Annotated in this window: 10 protein-coding genes; 5 read left to right on the top strand and 5 right to left on the bottom strand. The window is 67.7% G+C overall.

Annotation, left to right across the window (positions count from 1 at the left end):
• Nucleotides 1-117: 117 nt before the first annotated feature.
• From groL to BW41_RS07350, 5 genes are all read right to left on the bottom strand, one after another.
• Nucleotides 118-1,761, bottom strand: a complete 1,644-nt coding sequence (gene groL, locus BW41_RS07370) for a chaperonin GroEL (protein ID WP_037533000.1) — start codon at nucleotides 1,759-1,761, stop codon at nucleotides 118-120.
• A gap of 55 nt (nucleotides 1,762-1,816) precedes the next feature.
• Nucleotides 1,817-2,104, bottom strand: a complete 288-nt coding sequence (gene groES / locus BW41_RS07365; RefSeq protein WP_037532998.1) for a co-chaperone GroES — start codon at nucleotides 2,102-2,104, stop codon at nucleotides 1,817-1,819.
• Nucleotides 2,105-2,370: 266 nt separating this feature from the next.
• The gene (locus tag BW41_RS07360) at nucleotides 2,371-3,687 is read right to left on the bottom strand and encodes an MFS transporter (RefSeq protein ID WP_051583326.1); all 1,317 of its coding nucleotides are present in this window, start codon (nucleotides 3,685-3,687) and stop codon (nucleotides 2,371-2,373) included.
• 1 nt (nucleotide 3,688) lies between these two features.
• The gene (gene manD / locus BW41_RS07355; RefSeq protein ID WP_037532996.1) at nucleotides 3,689-4,900 is read right to left on the bottom strand and encodes a D-mannonate dehydratase ManD; all 1,212 of its coding nucleotides are present in this window, start codon (nucleotides 4,898-4,900) and stop codon (nucleotides 3,689-3,691) included.
• A gap of 10 nt (nucleotides 4,901-4,910) precedes the next feature.
• Nucleotides 4,911-7,235, bottom strand: a complete 2,325-nt coding sequence (locus BW41_RS07350; protein WP_051583325.1) for a glycoside hydrolase family 3 N-terminal domain-containing protein — start codon at nucleotides 7,233-7,235, stop codon at nucleotides 4,911-4,913.
• A gap of 174 nt (nucleotides 7,236-7,409) precedes the next feature.
• Between BW41_RS07350 and BW41_RS07345 the strand changes: the two genes are divergently transcribed.
• The 5 genes from BW41_RS07345 (at nucleotide 7,410) to BW41_RS07325 (ending at nucleotide 19,045) form a co-directional block, all read left to right on the top strand.
• Nucleotides 7,410-9,503, top strand: coding sequence for an alpha-glucuronidase family glycosyl hydrolase (locus BW41_RS07345; protein WP_037532992.1), 2,094 nt, complete (start codon nucleotides 7,410-7,412; stop codon nucleotides 9,501-9,503).
• Between the two features lie 479 nt (nucleotides 9,504-9,982).
• Entirely contained in the window at nucleotides 9,983-13,051 is a 3,069-nt protein-coding gene (locus tag BW41_RS07340; RefSeq protein ID WP_081792960.1) for a TonB-dependent receptor, read from the top strand.
• Between the two features lie 22 nt (nucleotides 13,052-13,073).
• Nucleotides 13,074-15,983, top strand: a complete 2,910-nt coding sequence (locus BW41_RS07335) for a glycosyl hydrolase 115 family protein (protein WP_037532986.1) — start codon at nucleotides 13,074-13,076, stop codon at nucleotides 15,981-15,983.
• Nucleotides 15,984-16,201: 218 nt separating this feature from the next.
• Complete coding sequence (locus BW41_RS07330; RefSeq protein ID WP_051583324.1) at nucleotides 16,202-17,902, top strand: methyl-accepting chemotaxis protein; 1,701 nt, start codon at nucleotides 16,202-16,204, stop codon at nucleotides 17,900-17,902.
• 192 nt (nucleotides 17,903-18,094) lie between these two features.
• Nucleotides 18,095-19,045 carry an IS5 family transposase gene (locus BW41_RS07325; RefSeq protein ID WP_037532984.1) on the top strand — a complete coding sequence of 317 codons (951 nt, stop codon included), beginning with the start codon at nucleotides 18,095-18,097 and terminating at the stop codon, nucleotides 19,043-19,045.
• The last annotated feature ends 358 nt before the right edge of the window (nucleotides 19,046-19,403 follow it).

Genomic DNA, 19,403 nt, shown 5'->3' with positions numbered 1-19,403 from the left:
TCGCCCGCACGGTCCCTTCGCGTAGGTCGTGGCTGGTGCGGACGGGTTCGGCCGGGCCGACCCGCCGGACGCTCCGATGCCGGTGTCGGGGCAGGCAGCGCCCGCCCCGATGCCGGATCAGAAGTCCATGCCGCCCATGCCGCCCATGCCGCCACCGCCGGGCATGGCCGGAGCCTTGTCCTCGGGCAGTTCCGACACGGTCGCTTCCGTGGTGATCAGCAGACCGGCCACCGAGGCGGCGTTCTGCAGCGCGGTGCGGACGACCTTGGTCGGGTCGATCACGCCGGCCTGGACCAGGTTCTCGTAGGTGTCGGTCGACGCATTGAAGCCGAACGACGTGTCGGTCTGGTCGAGCAGCTTGCCCGAGACGACGGCGCCGTCGTGGCCGGCGTTCTGCGCGATCTGACGCACCAGTGCGGTCAGCGACTTGCGGACGATGTCGATACCGCGGGTCTGGTCCTCGTTGACGCCGTTGACGCCTTCGAGCGCCTTGGTCGCGTAGAGCAGCGCGGTGCCGCCACCGGGGACGATGCCTTCTTCGACGGCCGCGCGGGTCGCGTGCAGCGCATCGTCGACGCGGTCCTTGCGCTCCTTGACCTCGACCTCGGTCGAACCACCGACCTTGATCACGGCCACGCCGCCGGCGAGCTTGGCGAGACGCTCCTGGAGCTTCTCACGGTCGTAGTCGCTGGTGGTGTTCTCGATCTGCGCACGGATCGCCTCGGTGCGGCCCTTGATCGCATCGGCTTCACCCGCACCGTCGATGATGGTGGTGTTGTCCTTGTCGATCGTAACGCGCTTGGCGGTGCCGAGCATGCCGACGGTGACGTTCTCGAGCTTGATGCCGAGGTCTTCCGAGATCATCTCGCCCTTGGTCAGGATCGCGATGTCCTCGAGCATCGCCTTGCGGCGATCGCCGAAGCCCGGAGCCTTGACCGCTGCGACCTTGAGGCCGCCGCGCAGCTTGTTGACGACGAGCGTGGCGAGCGCCTCGCCCTCGATGTCCTCGGCGATGATCAGCAGCGGGCGACCCGACTGGACGACGGCTTCCAGGATCGGCAGCATCGCCTGCAGGTTGCTGAGCTTCTTCTCGTGGATCAGGATGTACGGATCGTTGAGCTCGACCGTCATCTTCTCCGGGTTGGTGATGAAGTAAGGCGACAGATAGCCGCGGTCGAACTGCATGCCCTCGACGACGTCGAGCTCGAAATCGAGGCCCTTCGCTTCCTCGACGGTGATCACGCCTTCCTTGCCGACCTTCTCCATCGCTTCCGCGATCTTCTCGCCGACTTCACGGTCGCCGTTGGCCGAGATGATGCCGACCTGCGCGACTTCCGACGAGCCCGAGACGGGCTTCGAGCGCGCCTTGATGTCCTCGACGACCTTCAAGACGGCGATGTCGATGCCGCGCTTGAGATCCATCGGGTTCATGCCGGCGGCCACCGACTTCATGCCCTCGCGGACGATCGCCTGCGCCAGGACGGTCGCGGTGGTCGTGCCGTCGCCGGCGATGTCGTTGGTCTTCGAGGCCACCTCGCGCACCATCTGTGCGCCCATGTTCTCGAACTTGTCCTTGAGCTCGATCTCCTTGGCGACGGTGACGCCGTCCTTGGTGATGCGCGGTGCGCCGAAGCTCTTGTCGATCACGACATTGCGGCCCTTGGGGCCCAAGGTCACCTTCACCGCATCGGCGAGGATGTCGACGCCGCGGAGGATGCGCTCACGCGCGTCGCGGCCGAATTTTACGTCCTTGGCTGCCATGGTGGCTACCCTTTCAAATGACGAATGTGGAAACTAGCGACGGTAAGCGGACGTCTCAGCCAACGATGCCGAGGATGTCGCTTTCCTTCATGATGAGCAGGTCTTCGCCGTCGACCTTGACCTCGGTGCCCGACCACTTGCCGAACAGGATCTTGTCGCCGGCCTTGACGTCGAGCGGGGTGATCGTGCCGTTCTCGGCGCGCGCGCCGGTGCCGGCAGCAACGACCTCACCCTCTTGCGGCTTTTCCTTGGCGGTGTCGGGGATGATGATCCCGCCAGCCGTCTTCTCTTCCGCCTCAACGCGGCGAACGAGGACGCGGTCGTGCAACGGACGAAAGTTCATTGCGAAGTCCCTCTTCAGGTCAGTGTTACAGATTTCTGGCACTCCCGGATGAGGAGTGCCAACGCCGCGGATATGTGCCGCGACCACGGGATCGTCAAGACCGTCGATGCCGCAAAATGACAGCGATCGGCGGCAGACGGTGCGCGCGACGGGGCGGAGGGTGACCTATCCTGCCGTTCCCCACCCCGCTGCCGTTCACGCTGAGCCTTGTCGAAGCTCCTTCATTCCCGAACGTTACGCCCGCGGGAAGGCCCGTTTCGAGACGCTCAGCGCGCGATCACCACGTCGCGATAGCGCGGATTGAGCAGATGGAAGGCGAACAACGCGACGAGATAGGCGAGCCCACAGGCGACAAAGAACGGGCCGTAGCTGCCGACCGTATCGAGCAGCAATCCCAGCGTCTTGGAGGCAATGAAGCCCCCCGCCGCACCGGCGAAACCGCCGAGGCCGATCAGCGTCCCCTGCGCATAGCGGGGAAACTGGTCGCCGGGCAGCGCGAACAAATTGGTCGAGAAGCCCTGATGCGCCGCACAGGCAAGCCCGATCATGCCGACCGCGATCCAGATGCTGCTCGCCTGCGCGGCGAACATCACCGGCAGCGCGAACAGCGCGCAGACGAACATCGCGCGCTTGCGGGCACGTCCCGTCGCGACGCCGCGCTTGAGCAGGCGCGACGAATACCAGCCGCCGGCGATCGCGCCCAGATCGGCGAGGATATAGATGGCGACCAGCGGCGGCCCGAAATTCTTGAGGTCGTAGCCATAACGGCTGTGGAAGAAATCGGGCAGCCAGAACAGGAAGGTCCACCAGACCGGGTCGATCAGGAAACGCCCGGTCATATAGGCCCAGGCCTCGCGATGGCGCAGCACCGCGAGGAAGCCCGCGCGACCGACGTCATCGGCCGGCTCCGCCTCGATCCAGGCGCGCTCCTCGGCGGTGACGCGGGGATGCGCATGCGGCGGATGGTACAGCCGCCACCAGGCGGCGAGCCAGACGAGGTTGAACAGGCCGGTGATGATGAATGCCCAGCGCCAGTCGAGCACCATCCGCACGACGATGAAGCTGATCAGCAGCGGCGTCACCACCGCGCCGACATTGGCGCCGGCGTTGAAGATGCCGATGGCGAAGGCGCGCTCCTTGCGCGGAAACCATTGCGAGGCGGCGGCGAGCGCGGACGGATAGGTGCCCGCCTCCCCGAACGCGAGCGGGATGCGCGCGATCGCGAAGCCGGTGGTCGAGGTGACCAAAGTCTGCGCGAAATGACCGATCGTCCAGCTGCCCATGGCGAGCAGATAGCCGTTGCGCGCGCCGATCCGGTCGATCAGCCAGCCGAACAGCAGGAAGCCGAAGCCATAGGCGACCTGGAAGTAGCCAGTGATGTCGCCATAGCCGGCATTGCTCCAGTCGTAGAGCGAGGTCAGCTGCGGCTTGAGCACACCGAGCACCAGCCGGTCGATATAGCTCAGCACCACCGCGGCGAAGAGCAGGCCGCAGATCAGCCAGCGGATCCGCCCGCGCGGCGACGGCACCGCGTGGACGGCGGTTTCGGGGGCGGTGGCCGCCGCGTCGCCGATCGCGCTCATCTCACCAGCTCCACAGCGTGCCGTCCTCGAGCCGGTTCACCGGCAGATAGGCGCGTTTATAGGCATGGGCGGCGGCACGGTCCTCGTCGATCGAGACGCCGAGGCCGGGCGCGTCGCCGGGGTGCATCGTCCCGTCGGTGAAGCGATAGCCGTGCGGGAAGACCGCGTCGGTCTCCGCATTGTGCGGCATATGCTCCTGGATGCCGAAGTTCGGCACCGACAGGCCGAAATGCAGCGCCGCCGCCATCGCCACCGGCGACAGATCGGTCGCGCCATGGCAGCCGGTCCGCACCTGATAGAGGTCGGCGAGCGCGGCGATGCGGCGCAGATGGGTGATGCCGCCGGCATGGACGACGGTGGCGCGGATATAGTCGATGAGCTGGTTCTCGATCAGATGCTTGGCGTCCCAGATCGAGTTGAACACCTCGCCGACCGCGAGCGGCGTCACGGTGTGCTGGCGGATCAGGCGGAAGGCGTCCTGGTTTTCGGCCGGGGTCGCATCCTCGATCCAGAACGGGCGATAGGGTTCGAGATCCTTGCCGAGCCGCCCCGCCTCGATCGGGGTTAGGCGATGGTGGACGTCGTGGAGCAGGTGCACGTCCCAGCCAAGCGCCTCGCGCGCGGCGGCGAAGAGTTCGGGGACGACGCGCAGATATTTCTCGGTCGACCAGACGCTCTCGCTCGGCAGGTCGCCGTCGGCGGGCTCGTAGCGCTGGCCCGGCTTGGCGACGCCATAGGTCGCGGCGAGGCCGGGGACGCCGCATTGCAGGCGGATCGCGCGATAGCCTTCGTCGCGATGGCGGATCGCGGTCTCGATCGTGTCGGCGATCGTCGTGCCATTGGCATGGCAATAGACGAGGCAGGAATCACGCGCCGCGCCGCCGAGCAACTGATAGACCGGCAGGCCGGCGACCTTGCCCTTGATGTCCCACAAGGCCATGTCGACCGCGGCGATCGCGGTCATCGTCACCGGGCCGCGCCGCCAATAGGCGCCCTTGTAGAGATATTGCCAGATATCCTCGATGCGATGCGCGTCGCGGCCGATCAGACAGGGTACGACATGCTCCTCGAGATAGCTGGCGACGGCGAGTTCGCGGCCGTTGAGCGTCGCGTCGCCGAGGCCGGTGGTGCCGTCGTCACAGACGATCTGGAGTGTGACGAAATTGCGTCCCGGCGACGTGACGATGACGCGGGCGGCGGTGATGATCGGCATCGGGCGTCCTTCAGGCGATATCGAGGGCGACGGACTGGACGTCGCGGCTGTTGCTTCCAGTCATGATAGAGAAGCGGCCGGGTTCGACCACTTCGCGCATGTCGCGATTCCACAGTCGGAACGCCTCCGGGCCGAGGTCCATGCGCACGGTGCGGGTCTCGCCCGGCTTGAGCGTCACCCGCGCGAAGCCGCGCAGCGATTTGACCGGGCGGGCGACCGATGACACCTCATCCCGCACGTAGAGCTGGACGACCTCGTCGCCGGTCCGCTCGCCGATATTGGCGACATCGACCTCGACGGTGACGCTGCCGCCGGTGCCGATCCGCGCCGCCGACAGCCGCGGCGGCGACAGACGGAATCGGGTGTAGCTGAGACCGAAGCCGAACGGGAACAGCGGCGCGTCGTCGTCGAACAGATAGCCGCGCCGGGCCGAGGGCTGGTGATCGTAATAGAAGGGCACCTGCCCGACGTCGCGGACCACCGTCACCGGCAGCTTGGCGCCGGGATTGACGTCGCCCCACAAAGCGTCGGCCATCGCATGCCCGCCCTGCTGGCCCATGTACCAGCATTCCAGCATCGCATTGGCGCCGGCGACGACGGCCGGCCAGCTCGGCGGGCGGCCGTTGATCGCCACCACCACTACCGGCTTGCCGGTCGCCTTCATCGCCTCGAACAGCGCATTCTGTTCGCCGAGCAGATCGAGCGAGGTGCGGTCGCCGAGATGCGTCTTGGCATAGCCTTCGCGGCTGGTCTGTTCGGTGTCGCCGATCGCGAGCAGGATGACGTCGGCGGTGGCGGCGAGCGTCGCCGCCTCGGCGATCAGCGCGCGGTTGCGCGCCGGATCGGCGAGCAGCACCTCGTTCGCCGAGCGATCCTCGCTCTGGGTGATGAATACGCCCTGCGCGTGGACGACCTCCGCCTTGCCCTTCATCTTGGCGCGGATGCCGTCGAGGAGCGAGACGGGATCGGTCGGCAGCGACGAATAGCCGCCGAGCCGCGCCACCGCGGCATTGGGGCCGATCACCGCGACGCGGCGATGGCGATCGGGCGACAGCGGCAAGGTGCCGTCGTTCTTGAGCAACGCGATCGATCGCGCCGCCGCCTCGCGGGCCAGCGCCAGCGCCTCGGCATTGGCGGTCAGGCGCGCGGCGGCGCGCGGATCGATGCGCGGCGCCTCGAACAGGCCGGCGCGCATCTTGAGCGTCAGCATCCGCGTGCAGGCGGCATCGACATGCGCGAGGGGCACGCGGCCGGCGCGCACCTGATCGGCGAGCGTCCGATAGGCGACGCCGTCCGGCAGATCGCTGTCCACCCCGGCGGCGAGCGCGATCCGCGCCGCATCGCCGGTGTCGGCCGCGATGTGATGGAAATACTCGAGCTCGGGGATCGCCGCATAGTCGCTGACGATCGCCCCGTCGAAGCCCCATTCGCCGCGCAGCACGTCGCCGAGCAGCCATTGGTTGGCATGGCTCGGCACGCCGTCGATCTCGTTATAGGACGGCATCACCGCGCCGATGCCGGTCCGCTCGACCACCGCGCGGAACGGCGGGAAGTAACTCTCGCGCAGCTCGCGCTCGCCGATCTGCGCGGGGGCGACATTGTTGCCTGCCTGCGGCTGGCCGTGGCCGGTCATATGCTTGAGCGTCGCGAACACCTTGCCGGGCGCCAGCTCCTTGCCCTCGCCCTGCAGGCCGTGGACCGCGGCGACACCCATCTCGCCGCACAGATAGGGATCTTCGCCGAACGTCTCCTCGATCCGGCCCCAGCGCGGATCGCGGGCGATGTCGACCACCGGCGACAGCGCCAGCACGGTGCCGTGCGCGCGCACCTCGCGGCCGATCACCGACTGGACGCGCGTCATCAATGCGGGATCGAAGCTGCCGGCGAGCGCGATCGCCTGCGGAAAGCTCGTCGCCTCGGGTGCCATATAGCCGTGCAGCGATTCCTCGTGGAACAGCACGGGGATGCCGAGCCGCGTCCGGGTCCGCGCCCACTCCTGCGCGGCGTTGACGAAGGCGATCGTATCGGCGGGCTTGCGCCAGCGGCCGGTGACGTCGGTGCCGGTGTTGGTGGCGGTCGCCGCGCCGCCACGATCCGACGGCCGGGCGATCTGGCCGATGCCGTCGGGATAAGCGGTGCTGGCGCGCGCCGGATCGAACGCGCGCGCGTCATCCATTACGTCACGCTTGGTGGTCGACAGCGTGATCAACTGCGCGACCTTCTCGTCCAGCGTCATCCGCCCGAGCAGATCGCGGACGCGCAGGTCGACCGGCGCGCGCACATCCTTGTACAGCGGCTGCGCAGGCCGCGCCGCCGCGGGCAGGAAGGCGAGCATCGAGGCCCCGGCGCTCCAGCGCAGCAGGTCACGACGGGACGATAGGACACGCGCGGTCAAGACAGTCTCTCCAGAATTGGCAGACCAGTACGATGCGGCTTGCCTGTTATGTTGATAGCGATAACAAGACCGGCGAAGCGCGGACTTGTCAATCGGTCGCGACGGGAGAGAGCCATGAAACACTATCGCGCGCTGATTGTAACATTAGGTGTCAGCTGGCTGGCGATCGCTGGTCCGGCCTGTGCCGATGACTGCTATGACCTGTGGCTGCGCACGCCCAAGGCCGTCGCCGGACCGGCGGCGGTGACGGCGATCGGCGACAGTGCGACGATCCGGCTGGCCGCCGACGCGCTGCGCCGCGCGCTGCCCGCGGGGACGCCGGCGGTGACCGTCGCCACGGCGGGCGATCCGCAGGTCGCAGCGCTGCGCCTGCCCTTCGCCGGGCTCGGCGACGAAGGCTATCTGGTGCGGCGGGTCAGCCTCGGCGGGCGGCAGGTGCTGCTCGTCGCGGGCAACAGCGATCGCGGCGCGCTCTACGGCGCCTTCGCGCTGTTGCGCGCGGTGGGTGACGGCGCGGACGCCGCGGCGGTGACGTTGCGCTCGGCACCCAAGGTCAAGCTGCGCGTGCTGGACCATTGGGACAATCTCGATGGCACGGTCGAGCGCGGCTTTGCCGGCCAGTCGCTGTGGGATTGGTGGTCGCTCCCCGACTTCGACGATCCACGCTACACCGATTATGCGCGCGCCAATGCCTCGATCGGCATCAACGGCACCGTGCTCAACAACGTCAACGCCAAGGCGGACAGCCTGACCGCGCCCTATATCGCCAAGGCGGCGAAGCTCGCCGCGGTGTTCCGGCCGTGGGGGATCAAGGTCTATCTGTCGGCGCGCTTCTCGGCGCCGATCGAGCTCGGCGGGCTGAAGACCGCCGATCCGCGCGACCCTGCGGTCGCCGCCTGGTGGAAGGCGAAGGCGGACGAGATCTACCGCGCCATCCCCGATTTCGGCGGCTTCCTGGTCAAGGCGAACAGCGAGGGTCAGCCCGGCCCGCGCGATTACGGCGCGAGCCATGCGGACGGCGCCAACATGCTCGCCGCCGCGGTGCGCCCGCATGGCGGCATCGTCATGTGGCGGGCGTTCGTCTATGCCGAAACCGACCCCGAGGATCGCGCGAAGCAGGCGTATAGCGAGTTCAAGCCGCTCGACGGCAAGTTCGCCGACAACGTGCTGGTGCAGGTCAAGAACGGCGCGATCGACTTCCAGCCGCGCGAGCCCTTCCACCCTTTGTTCGGCGCAATGCCCAAGACGCCGCTGATGATCGAATTCCAGATCACCAAGGAATATCTCGGCTTCGCCACCCACCTCGCCTATCTCGGCCCGCTGTTCGCCGAGACGCTGCACGCCCGCACCGGACGCAAGCCCGGCGAGACGGTGGCCGACGTGGTCGACGGATCGGCGGAGGGGCACCGGCTGACCGGCATGGCGGGGGTCGCCAACATCGGCCGCGACCGCGACTGGTCGGGGTCGACCTTCAACCAGGCCAATTGGTATGCCTTCGGCAGGCTGGCGTGGGACCCCGATCTCGATCCTGCGGCGATCGCCCGCGAATGGGCGGGGCTGACCTTCGGCAACGATCCGCAGGTGATCGCCACCACGACCGCGATGATGGCGGGATCGCGGGAGGCGGTGGTCGACTATACCGGCGCGTTCGGGCTCGCGCATCTGATGGCGACGGGGCATCATTACGGGCCGGGGCCGTGGGTCGCCGATCTCGCCCGCCCCGAATGGAATCCGACCTATTACCATCGCGCCGACCGCGGTGGCATCGGCTTCGAGCGCGGCGCGAGCGGAAGCGATGCGATCGCCCAATATGCCCCGTCGGTCGCGCGACAACTGGCCAAGCCGGAGACGACGCCGGAGCGCGAATTGCTCTGGTTCCACCATGTCGCCTGGGACCGGCGGATGGCGGACGGGCGGACCTTGTGGGAGGATCTGGTCGCGCATTACGACGCCGGTGTCGCCTATGTCGCGACGATGCAGAGCCAGTGGCAGAGCCTGCGCGGCAAGATCGACGCCGAACGCTGGCAGAAGACCGCGACCTATCTGTCGATCCAGCATCGCGAGGCACGCTGGTGGCGCGACGCCAGCCTCGCCTATTGGATGTCGGTCAACCAGCGCGCGCTGCCTGCCGGCGTCGCGCCGCCCGAACACGACCTCGCCTGGTACAAGGCGCAGAGCTTTCCCTATGCGCCGGGGCACACCTCCTGAACGCCGCCGAAGCGGGGTGCCCGGCGGCACCCCGCCGCCCGTGACACGCCTGTCGTCCCGACAAATCGGTCAGGCCAGCTGGCACTGCATCCGGAAAGACACACCCCGAAACACAATGACATGAATTCATTTGGCCTAACCGGATTGGCATTGACTTGCTGACCAATTCGACGAAGATAGCGCTATCAAGACCGCTGAGACGGGCATGACGAGGACGGGGATGATGATGGCATCGCTGACATTGCTGACGGCCCCCTGCCCCCGAGCGGCTCACGCCCGGCGACCTATCGCCGCGGGCTGAGCCCGCCGCTCCTGCCCTGCCGGCGGTGCGTGCCGCCGGCGACGATCATGACGCGCATCGCCGCAACGAACGGCAGCGCTCCACCAGAGAGGATATTCCAGCCGTGACCACCCGCACCCTTCGCCTGCGTCGCATCGCCCTGTTGTGCGCTACCACGCTCGGCACGCTGAGCGCCCAGATGGCCGCGGCGCAGGCGGTCCCGCCGCCCTCCGAACAGACCCCCGCCGACGGTCAGGACAACGGCCCCGCGGTCGCACCGGCGCCGCAGACCGACGAGACGCAGGGCACGCCGGGTGAGGACATCGTCGTCACCGGCTATCGCTCCAGCCTTGCCAAGGCGACCGACTCGAAGCGCGCCTCGACCGGCTTCACCGATTCGATCTTCGCCGAGGATATCGGCAAGTTCCCCGACACCAACATCGCCGAATCGTTCAACCGCATCCCCGGCGTGACGATCACCCGCGACGTCACCGGCGAAGGCACCAACGTCGCGATCCGCGGCCTCGGATCGAACTTCACCAACGTGACGCTGAACGGCGCGACGATCGCCGTCGCCTCGTCGGGCGCGACCGATGCGCAGGGCACCGACCGTTCGGTCGACCTCAGCTTCTTCCCGACCGACCTGTTCACCAAGCTGACCGTCAACAAGAGCTATACCGCCGACCTGCTCGAAGGCGGCGCGGCGGGCAATATCGACCTGCGCTCGGCGCGGCCGTTCGACCGCAACAGCTCGTTCCTCGCATATAATATCCAGGGCACCAAGCAGACGCCGGAAGACCGGATCGGCGCGCGCGGCTCGCTGATCGGCAGCTGGCGCAACGATACGTTCGGCATCCTCGCCGGCGTATCGGCACAGCGGCTGTTCACCGAAACGCGCGGGTTCGAGACGATCGGCTACACCAACCCGGCGCTGACCGCGGCACAGTGCGGCGCGACCTCGGGCTGCAACACCACCGGCGGCGGCAACTGGACGATCCCGGCGACGGTGCCGGTCGGCGCCGGCGCAGGTCTGGTCGCCGGCACGACGATCGACCGCGCCTTCCTGCTCGCCAACAATCCCGGCGCGACGATCCAGCAGATCGACAACGGTCTGATCCCGCGCCTCGGCCGCACCGCCAACATCCGCGGCCCGCGCGATCGCCTCAACGCGATCCTCAGCGCCGAATGGCAGCCGACCGACACGCTGCATTTCTATATCGATGGTCTGTACGGCTATAAGAAGAACGACCTGATCCGCGAGGACATGGCGTGGATCGGCCGCAACGGCGCGACCATCCCGACCAACCTGACCTTCGACAAGAGCGATTGCAGCGCGGGCTGCACCGTCACCGGCGGCACCTTCGCCAATGCGCAGTTCTTCGACGAATTCCGCCCCTATATCGAAACCACCAAGCTGTTCAGCGTCAATCCGGGCGGTGAATGGGAGATCAACGACAAGCTCAAGCTGACGCTGCAGGGCAATTACGCGCGTTCGACCTTCCACCGCGAGAACCCCACCGTCGGCATGACGACGCCGCTCGGCGTCGGCAACACCGTCACCTATTCGAACACCGGCGGCATCCCGACGATCACCAGCTCGCTGGACCTCAACGATCCCAACAACTTCGGCTGGTACACCGGCAGCCGCGTCAGCGTGAACGACGAGCGCCGGCTCAACGTCAACAAGGGCTTCCGTGGCGACCTCGTCTGGGGCGACAAGTCGCTCAACCTCAAGGTCGGCGGCTCGTTCGACGACATTTCGCGCCGGATCAGCAGCTTCGATGCGTCGCAGCAGTGGCAGAACGCGGTCTGCGGCAACAATCCGAGCGTCTACGTGCCCTCGCCGAACACCCAGCCGCCCTGCGAAGGCCTGTATGCGCCGGGTGCGGCACCGGCCGGCTATCCGACCTATCCGGGCCTCGGCACCGGCTACAGCAGCGGCCTGACCGGTCCGGTCACCTATGGCGGCTCGCTCGTGCCGAACAGCGCCGCGCCGACCTATCTGAAGCCCGGCCCCGCCGGTTTCGTGACGGTCGACTTCCCGGCCTTTGCCGCAGCGACCAACTACAACTTCTACCACGACAATGCGCCCGAGAGCGGCTCGTCGACGACGGGTGCGAGCGGCGGCACGATCCGCGAGGTCAACAAGGGCCTGTTCGCCACGATCAACGGCGCGCAGGAGCTCGGCGGCAACACGCTGCGCTTCAACGTCGGCTTGCGCTACGTCAACACGATCCAGACGATCTCGGGCCGCGTCTCGGTTCCCGATCCGCGCAACACCACCGCGACCGGCGGCACGCTGCCCGACGGCAGCCGCTATCCGAACATCGTCAACATCGCCGAGACCCGCAACGTCTATTCGGAGTGGCTGCCCGCAGCGACCTTCGCCTATGACGTCAGCGAACATGCGGTGGTCCGCGTCGCCGGATCGCGCACGATGACCCGCCCCGATCCCTCGGCGCAGCTGCCGGGCGTCAACTTCAGCGCACCGTCGGCCGACCAGGCGTCGATCGGCAACCCGGCCCTCGCCCCCTATCTGTCGACCAACCTCGACCTCGGCTTCGAATATTACACCGGCCGTGAGGGTGTGATCAGCTTCAACGCCTTCCGCAAGTCGATCGAAGGGTTCACCACCACCGCGATCAACACGGTGCCGTTCGCGAACCTCGCGCAATATGGCATCACCTACGATACGCTGAACCCGACGCAGCAGATCGCGCTCAACTCGCGTGGCGGCCCGACGGCGGCGCAGGTGCAGGTGACCTCGCAGGTCAACGTGCCCAACAAGCTGACGATCAACGGCCTCGAATTCCAGTGGGTGCAGCCGCTCGACTTCCTGACCCGCCACATCGGCATCACCGGCTTCGGCTTCAACGCCAATGCGACGGTGGTCGATCAGCGCAGCGACGGCCCGGCGACGGCGTTCGGCGTGGCACCGTTCACGTATAACATCACCGGCTATTACGAGAAGAATGGCGTGATGCTGCGCGTCTCGACCACCTCGCGCGAAGGATCGCAGAGCAGTGGCCTGGCGCAGAACGGCATTCCGGCGGCGGCGCTGTACGGCACCGACTATACGACCTACGACTTCTCGTCGTCGTTCGACCTCGACAAGATCTTCGGGTTCGCCGGCGCGCCGCAGCTTACCATCAACGTCGCCAACTTCACCAATGCGACGCTGCGGTCGTACTTCCAGTTCGAGAATGCGACCTTCACCCAGTACAAGCCCGGCCGTCAGTTCCTCGTCGGCCTGCGCGGCACCTTCTAGGTCGCGACAGAGAGGTACCGGCATGGCGATCACCAGACGCGATTGGATCGGCGGGGTGATCGCCGCCGGGCTGCTCGACGGCCCGCTCGCCGCAGCGGTGCGGTTCGACCGGCGCACGGCGGGGTTCGACATCACCCTGGCGGGCGGCGGCGTCACGCCCGTCTTCGTCGATGCGGAAGACTGGGCCGGCGTGCGGCGCGCCGCTGCCGATCTCGCCGCCGATATCGGCCGGGTGACCGGCACCGCGGCGCCACTGCTGACCGATCCTGCAAGGTTGGCGCCGCGGATCATCCTCGTCGGCGCGCTCGGCCAGTCGCCATTGATCGACCGGCTCGCCGCCGCCGGGACGATCGACGTCGCCGACGTGCGCGGGCGCTGGGAGGCGTTCGCCGTCCAGACCGTCGCCCATCCCTTTCCCGGCGTCGCCGAGGCGTTGGTCATCGTCGGCAGCGACAAGCGTGGCGCGATCTACGGTGCCTATGATCTGTCGCGGATCATCGGCGTCTCACCCTGGTATTGGTGGGCGGACGTGCCGGTGACGCGCCGTGCGCATGTCAGTGTCGCCCGCGGCCGCTATGTCGAGGGGTCACCCGCGGTCAAATATCGCGGCATCTTCCTCAATGACGAGGCGCCGTGCCTGTCGGGCTGGACGACGGAAAAGTTCGGCGGGATGAACGCCGACTTCTACGGCCGGTTGTTCGAACTGCTGCTGCGGCTGCGCGCCAATTACCTGTGGCCGGCGATGTGGAACAACGCCTTCGCCGTCGACGATCCGCGCAACGCGCCGCTCGCCGACGAATATGGCATCGTCATGGGCACCTCGCATCACGAACCGATGATGCGCGCGCACAAGGAATGGACCGACCACCGCGCCAACTATGGCAACGGCGAGTGGAATTACGCGACCAACCGCGACGGCGTCCGCCGCTTCTTCGACGAAGGCATCGTCCGCAACGGCGCCAAGGAATCGATCGTCACGATCGGCATGCGCGGCGACGGCGACGTCGCGCTGGAGAGCACCGGCAACCTCCAGTCCGACATCCATCTGCTCGAAACGGTGATCGCCGACCAGCGCGCCATCATCGCGCAGCGCACCGGCAAGCCCGCCGACCAGACGCCGCAGGTGTGGGTACTGTTCACCGAAGTCTACAAATATTACGACGCCGGGCTCAAGCTGCCCGACGACGTCACGCTGATGTTCGCCGACGACAATGTCGGCAATCTGCGCCGCCTGCCCCTTCCCGCCGAGCGCGGCCGGCGTGGCGGCTTCGGCATCTATTTCCACATGGACATGCACGGCGGTCCGTTCGCCTATCAATGGATCAACTCCAATCCGCTGCCCAAGATCTGGGAGCAGATGAACCTCGCCAACCGCTATGGCGCGAACGAGATCTGGATCGCCAATGTCGGCGACCTGAAGCCGCTCGAACTGCCGATCGACTTCTTCCTGGCGATGGCGTGGAAGCCGGCGAAGGTCGACAAGGACAGGATCGCGCAATGGACGCGCGACTGGGCGGAACGGCAGTTCGGCCCCGATCATGCCGCCGAGATCGCCGACCTCGTCACCCGCTACGCCAAATATAACGCGCTGCGGAAACCCGAGCAGCTCCGCCCCGACACCTTCAGCCTCGACCAGTATCGCGAGGCCGAGCGCGTGGCCGACGCCTGGACCACGCTGCTCCGCCGCGCCGACCGGCTCGAGCCGTTGCTCCGCCCCGATCAGCGCGACGCTTATTACCAGCTGGTGCTCTATCCGGTGCGCGCCTGCGCCAATCTCACGCTGATGTACATCGCCGCGGCGCGCAACGCCCGCAACGCGCGGCAGGCGCGCGCCAGCACGCGCGCCGAGGCGGAGGAGGTCCGGCGGCGCTTCCTCTACGATCATCAGCTGCGCGACACCTACAATCACGTCCTGGCCGGCGGCAAATGGAACCACCTGATGGACCAGACGCACATCGGCTATTTTGACTGGTATCCGCCCGAGAACGACATCATGCCGCCGGTCGCCGATCTCGACCTCACCGGGGTCGCGGGGTTCGGCGTCGCGGTCGACGGTGACGATCGGTCGTGGCCCGGCTTCTACCTGCCGCCGGTGCTGCCGACGCTCGACAGCCTGACGCGGCGGCCGACCTATCTCGAAGTCTATCCGCGCGGGGCAGCGCCGATCGCGCCGGTCGTGCGCGCGGACCAGCCGTGGGTGACGCTGCGCGAGGGACCGGCGTTCGGCGTCTCGCCGCGCGAACGGCGCTATTGGATCGACATAGACTGGGCACACGCGCCGGTCGGCCGGTCTGAGGCGGCGGTGACGGTCAGCGACGCGGGCGTCACGATCACCGCCAAGCTGACCGCGATCCGCGCCACCGCGCAGCAGGAGCGCGACGCGCGCGGCGCTTACGGCGGGCTTGCCGGCACCTTCGCGGTGCCGGTGACCGCCTCCGCGAGGCGGACGGTCGTCGACGGCGTGCGCTGGGAGGCGATCCCCGATTACGGCCGCGTGGCGGCGGCGATGTCGGTCTTCCCGGTCGATGCGGCTCCGGTCAGCGACCCGGCCCGCGCGCCGCGCCTGGAATATGACGTCTACCTCGCCGCGGCCGGGGCGTATCACGTCGATCTCGTCACCGGCGCGACGCTGGAGACGATCCCCGGTCGCACGCTCGGCGTAGCGGTGGCGCTCGACGACGGGCCGTTCGCCGTCAAATCGGTGTTCGGCGGGCCGGAGGGCGTGGCGCAGGATTTCCTCGGCGACCAACACCCGGTGACGACCGCGAACAACGCGCGGACGATGCGCTTCACCGTCACCGCGCACCGCGCGGGACGCCACCGGCTGGTCGTCGCGATGATCGACCCGACGATGGTGATCCAGACGATCGCGGTGTCGCAAGGGCCGACCAAGCCCAGCTATTTCGGACCGCCCTCGCCCGATCATATCTAGCCGCCAGCGGCGGGAGCGATGCGGCGCCTGGTCGGTGGCGCGCCGTAATCGACGGCAACGTGGTTGACGCTTTCTAATCCTCTATAATGAATCCGTGATCGACGAGGTGCGCCGCATCTCGCCGACCGTCGAACTTCAAATGGCGCCACCCACCGGTGCCATGACGATGCCTGCTCCGGCAGCGGAGGGGGCATTCCTGCATTGCACAAGGCTGACTTATGCGCGTCACCATCCGGGCGAAGCTCGTCTGCGTCTTTTCCGTCCTCATCCTGCTGTTGCTGGCGATCGTCGGCATCGGCATCTCGCGGTTCGAGATCATGGATCGGGCGATCAGCGACGTCATCGCCGGGCCGACGACACGCGCCATTCGCGCCTTGAGCTTTGACGAAGCCCTGCATGACGTGATGCTGGATGCGCGCGACATGACGCGATCCACCGACGATCTCGGCAGCCAGCACCGGTATGAGACGATGAAGCAACAGCGCGTCGTGGCGCAGCGCCTGCTCGATACCGCGCTCGCGCAGGCAACGCCGCTCAACCGGTCGCGATGGACCGGGATCGCCGATCGCTGGGCGCGTTATGTCGTCGTCAATGACGCGGTCGCCCATCTGGTGCTGGCGCATCGCAATGCCGAGGCGGCGACACTGGCGGCCGACAAGGGCAGCCGGCTCGGCGGCGAGATGATCGCGATCTCCAAGGAGCTGGTCCGGATCAACCAGAAGCGGCTCACCAATGCGAGCAGCAGGATGCATCGGCTGCGCAGCAGCTCGCGCCTGACGTTGCTCGTCGCAGCGGTGCTCGCGCTGCTCGTCGCGATCGGCGGCGCCTTGTGGGTGTCCTCCTATATCATCACCGGGTTGCGCCGGGTGCGCGGGCTGATCGACGCCGTGGCGGTCGGCGACCTCGACCGTCAGGTGCATCTGGGCGGCAACGACGAGATCCGCGATCTGGCCGACGGCGTCGCGAACATGACGACCGCGCTGCGCCAGTCCGCCGACCTCGCCGACCGGATCGCCAGCGGCGATCTCACCGTCGAGCATCGGCCGCTGTCGGAGCGGGACCGGCTCGGCAAGGCGCTGGTGACGATGATCGCGACGCTGCGGGAGGTGGTCGGCCGGACGCATCGCGCCGCGGATCAGGTCGCGGCGGGAAGCCAGACGCTGTCCGCCTCGTCCGATCAGCTCAGCCAGGGCGCGACCGAACAGGCCGCCGCCGCCGAACAGGCCTCCGCATCGATGGAGCAGATCGCCGCCAATATCCGCCAGAATACCGACAATGCCGGCCAGACCGAAGACATCGCCCGCCATTCGGCGCGCAACGCCGAGACGACCGGCGCCGCGGTCCAGCGAGCGGTCGCGGCGACCCATGCGATCGCGCAGAAGATCCGCATCGTCCAGGAACTGGCGCGGCAGACCGATCTGCTCGCGCTCAACGCCGCAGTCGAGGCGGCGCGCGCCGGCGATCACGGCAGGGGCTTTGCGGTGGTCGCCGCCGAGGTCCGCAAGCTCGCCGAGCGCAGCCAGCAGGCGGCCGGCGAGATCGACGGCATGGCGACCGACACCGTCGCCGCCGCGTCGCAGGCGGAAGAGATGCTGACGCGCCTCGTCCCCGACATCCGCCGCACCGCCGAGCTGATCGCGACGATCAGCGCCGCCTGCCGCGAACAGGATGTCGGCGCGACGCAGGTCAGCCAGGCGATCCAGCAGCTCGACACAGTGACGCAGCAGAATGCCGCCGCCTCGGGGGATATCGCGGCAACCGCCGAAACGCTCGCCACGCAGGCGGAGCAGTTGCAGCGGGCCATCGGCTATTTCCGCCTGCCCTCCGACACCGCCACGCGCCGGAGCGACGTGCCGGCCATCGTCCGTCGCACCGTGGCGCCCCCGGCGCGCACGTTGCAGGCGGTGTCGTCATGGTGATCGTATGCGACGGGGCCGGTGCTGGCGTTCGGGCCGCTCCGCTACCCCTCAACCTCTTGAAGACGTAACGGGACACTGCAGAAGTCTTGGCGTTGTTCGATACGCGTCGTCACCCCCGGCTGTGTGCGGGACCTTTGCAAAAGTCGCTTGGCGTGATTCAGTGTCCTGACGTGAGGTTTGGGAGATGTGGCGATGCATCGGGCTGAGGGCACGGGCGGTTTTGCCGAGGCGCTGGTCGTGGGGGGCGGCAATGCGCGGCTGGAACGGATCGGGGTGCTGATGGACTGGTCGCGGGTGGAGGCGTTGCTGGCGCCGATCCATGCGCACCGGACGACACGGCCTGCCTTTCGGCCTTTGTCGCTGTTCAAGGTGCTGTTGCTGGAGGGATGGCACGGCCTGTCGGACCCGGCGATGGAGGAGGCGTTGGGCGACCGCCTGTCGTTCCGCAGGTTCTGCGGCCTGCCGCTTGATGAAGCCGTGCCGGACCACAGCACGATCAGTCGCTTTCGCAGCCTGCTGTCGCGAGACGGGCTGATCGAGCAGCTGTTCGATGAGGTGGTGCGCCAGCTCGACGCGCATGGATTGGTGGTCAAGGCGGGTACGATGGTGGATGCCACGCTGATCGCCTCGGCGGCGGCCGAGCCGCCGCGCCAGCGCGGTGGGGGCCGCTCGGTGGTGGATCCGGATGCGGCCTGGCAGAAGCACGCCAGCGGCAAGGCGTGGTTCGGCTACAAGCTGCACGTCGGGGTCGACCGGCACAGCCTGATCGTGCGCCGGGCGCTTCTCACTCCGGCCAACATCGCCGAGGTCGAGCATGGTCATGACCTGGTGTCGGGCGACGAGGCGGCGGTGTGGGCGGACAAAGGCTATGTCGGCCCGCGGCTGCGCGCGCGTCTGGCCCGGGACGGCATCCGCGACCGGACCCAGCAGCGCGCGCAGCGCGGCCATCCGCTTACCCCCCGCCAGAAGCATCGCAACGCCCTGATCGGGCGGGTGCGGGGCCGGATCGAGGGCGTGTTCGGCACGCTCAAACGATCCTACGGCCTGCGGCGCATGCGCTTTCTCGGTCTTGCGCGAAACCGCTGCGCCACCTTGCTTACCCTGATCGCCTGGAACCTCAACCGCGCCGTCGCACGCGCCTGAGCCCCGCCGGCCCGCAGGCCCGCAGGCCCGCAGGCAGATCAGAGCTCCTCCTGCGCCCTGGCATACCCGCGCCAAAATGCTGCTGCCGGCGCGCTTTGTTCCACTCGTAAGATACCGCCTCAGACGAACCGTCACGGCTTTCGCAAAGGTCCCGCTGTGTGCCGGGGTCCACCGTATCGCTCAATCGACGGCTTACGCCCGCGCCGAACCGCCAAGGCCGGAACCTGTCCGGCATGGCGGAGGGGGTTTGCAGACGTTTCCCATGCTCGAGACTCCCATAGCCTGTTGGAACAAGGTCCGCATTCCGCGCGCCGCGCAAAGCGCACCTTTTCCCCGGCAACGGCCATTCGAGCGAACC

Origin of the sequence: Sphingomonas sp. RIT328 (assembly GCF_000632225.1) — a bacterium.
Classification (GTDB): domain Bacteria; phylum Pseudomonadota; class Alphaproteobacteria; order Sphingomonadales; family Sphingomonadaceae; genus Sphingomonas; species Sphingomonas kyungheensis.
This window is presented reverse-complemented; position numbering and strand designations above follow the sequence as displayed.